General features: G+C 30.7%; 2 protein-coding genes and 1 pseudogene. 2 read left to right on the top strand and 1 reads right to left on the bottom strand.

Annotated features, from left to right (window positions below; all coding sequences use genetic code 11):
• Positions 1-62: 62 nt before the first annotated feature.
• Positions 63-767, bottom strand: a complete 705-nt coding sequence (locus tag C0512_RS15175) for a DUF4294 domain-containing protein (protein WP_367161188.1) — start codon at positions 765-767, stop codon at positions 63-65.
• A gap of 76 nt (positions 768-843) precedes the next feature.
• Here C0512_RS15175 and C0512_RS15170 point away from each other — a divergent pair, with 76 nt between their 5' ends.
• Both C0512_RS15170 and C0512_RS15165 read left to right on the top strand, forming a co-directional pair.
• Positions 844-1932 (top strand): M42 family metallopeptidase, encoded by a 1089-nt coding sequence (locus C0512_RS15170; RefSeq protein ID WP_290863079.1) that lies wholly within the window; start codon positions 844-846, stop codon positions 1930-1932.
• 82 nt (positions 1933-2014) lie between these two features.
• A pseudogene (locus C0512_RS15165) lies at positions 2015-2515 on the top strand (hypothetical protein); the annotation flags it as partial.

The following is a 2515-nucleotide window of genomic DNA, read 5'->3' as shown; positions in this document are numbered from 1 at the left end:
CTATTATAGCTAAAAAATAAATATGATAATTAATAAAACTTGTGAATTGTTGATTTGAAAAACTATTGAGGAGTATTCTTTTTTTCTTTTGCCTTTTCAACTTTTTCTTTCCATATTTTGGAAAGCTCAACATAATCGATAAAGTTGGCTGAAGGTTGACGTTGCAAACGCCCTTCATTAAAAGCTTTTAACAAAATACTTTCGATAAGAAAATCTTCCGTTACAGTAAAAGGGTCATATTCTGTTTTTAAATCTATGTCAAAAACTTTTGCAGTATTACTTGCCCAAAAGGCTTTCCAACTACTTTTTAAATCTTTAACTAATGTATAGGTCGATTTTCCGGTTTGGCGATAAATTAATTTGACTAAAATTTGACCTTGTTTACGAGATAATTTTTTAAGTTGGCCTTCAAATTCATTTTCAAGGTAGTCTTCAACAATCTTGAAGTATTTCTTTTTTTCACGTTCTGTTTTAAATTTACCCATATTGTTATTTAACCGCGTCAAATTGTCGGCTGCTAATTTCGCATAAGGATAAACTTTAATAACCCGTTGTTGTAATAATAGAAACTTTTTGCGGTCTTCATCCTCTTTATTGGATTTATGTCCGGTTACTACAACTTCATCTAAATCTAAGGAAGTTCGTAATATGGAGTCATTTCCAATCAAATAATATATGACTAGGGAATCTTTTTTTATTTCCTGAGAATTGGCAATAAATACAGTATACAGAAATAAAATTGATAAAAAGGCCTTCATGTTTTTCATAAATAAAGTTCAAAAATAGAGATTTATACTTAACTATGTTATCTTATTTATAATTTAGCAAAAAAAATCAAAATTTATGTCAGCAAAAACCATACTAAAAAAATCATCACTCACTTTTTTAGAAAAATATTTAAACAATGCCTCGCCTACAGGATATGAATCAGAAGGTCAAAAACTATGGATGGAATATATTAAACCTTATGTTGATACCTTTATTACAGATACTTATGGAACAGCAGTTGGTATTATAAATCCAGATGCCCCTTATAAAGTAGTAATTGAAGGTCATTCAGATGAGATTTCATGGTATGTAAATTACATTACAGACAATGGCCTGATCTATGTAATTAGAAACGGTGGTTCAGATCATCAAATTGCACCCTCCAAACGGGTTAACATTCATACTAAAAAAGGAATTGTTAAAGGAGTATTTGGTTGGCCAGCCATACATACACGAAATAGAGGAAAGGAAGAAACTGCACGAATTGACAATTTATTTGTTGATTTAGGATGTTCAACAAAGGAAGAAGTTGAAAAATTAGGCGTTCATGTAGGATGTGTGATTACTTATCCGGATGAATTTATGATTTTAAACGAAAACAAATTTGTTTGTCGAGCAATTGATAATCGCATGGGCGGATTTATGGTGGCGGAAGTTGCTCGTTTATTGTTTGAAAACAAAAAGAAATTACCTTTTGGATTATATATTACTAACTCTGTTCAAGAAGAAGTTGGGTTACGCGGAGCAGAAATGATTACAAAAACCATCAAACCCAATGTTGCCATTGTAACTGATGTTTGTCATGATACTACAACCCCAATGATTGACAAAAAAATTGAAGGAGAAACCCAAATTGGTAAAGGACCGGTTATTACTTATGCTCCGGCAGTTCAAAATAATTTAAGAGAATTAATCATTACAACCGCAGAAATGAATAAAATTCCTTTTCAAAGATTAGCCTCTTCAAGGGTTACCGGAACAGACACTGATGCATTTGCATACAGTAATGGTGGCGTTGCATCGGCATTAATCTCTTTACCTCTACGTTATATGCATACTACGGTTGAAATGGTTCACCGTGAAGATGTCGAAAATGTAATTAAATTAATATATGAAACTTTATTAAAAATGGAAAACAACGAATCCTTTTCCTATTTCAAATAAACAATTGTTTTTTTAAGATTCCCGAAGTTGATTTTCGGGAATTTTTGCTTTAAAAACCATAGCTTTGCAAAAAGTTTATTGAATGATTAATCCGTCTGCACATGGTTGGATAGACAAGTTTTTTAGCAAATATTATTTGCTTGATTCACCCTATCTAATTGACAGTAAAGATTTTTATTGCAGAACGCGTGCTACCGGGTTTATTTATGGTCATGTCATATCGATTGATTCTTCTGAACCATTATTGATAAAAGGTTGGACCTCTGAAGAAATTTCAAAAGTAGCTTTATTGAATAGTTTATTTGGTATTTATCAATTGACTGCAAAAAATCAAGATAAAGCTGAATTTTCTAAAATGGTTTTGAAATTTTATAATACGATAAATCCACAAGGTTTTTCACTCTTAAAAAAAATATTACCCAATGAAAGTGATTCAATAAAATTAGAAAAAATAATTGGCGAAAGGGTTCAGACCAATGATAATATGGTAAGTAAAAACTTTTCACATATTGTTACCAATGCCTTATTGTTTATTGATGTTCTTGCTTTCCAAAATTTTATTATTAACAACGAATTATCAAAA

The organism is Flavobacterium sp., from assembly GCF_013822155.1.
Taxonomy (GTDB): Bacteria; Bacteroidota; Bacteroidia; order Flavobacteriales; family Flavobacteriaceae; genus Flavobacterium.
The sequence above is the reverse complement of the archived record's forward strand: the minus strand, read 5'-3'. Positions and strand labels throughout refer to the sequence as shown.

What these genes read in the sequence shown, in the direction of transcription:
- C0512_RS15175 (WP_367161188.1), bottom strand. Translation starts at nt 767, where the DNA reads ATGAAAAACATGAAGGCCTTTTTATCAATTTTATTTCTGTATACTGTA.
- C0512_RS15170 (WP_290863079.1), top strand. Translation starts at nt 844, where the DNA reads ATGTCAGCAAAAACCATACTAAAAAAATCATCACTCACTTTTTTAGAA.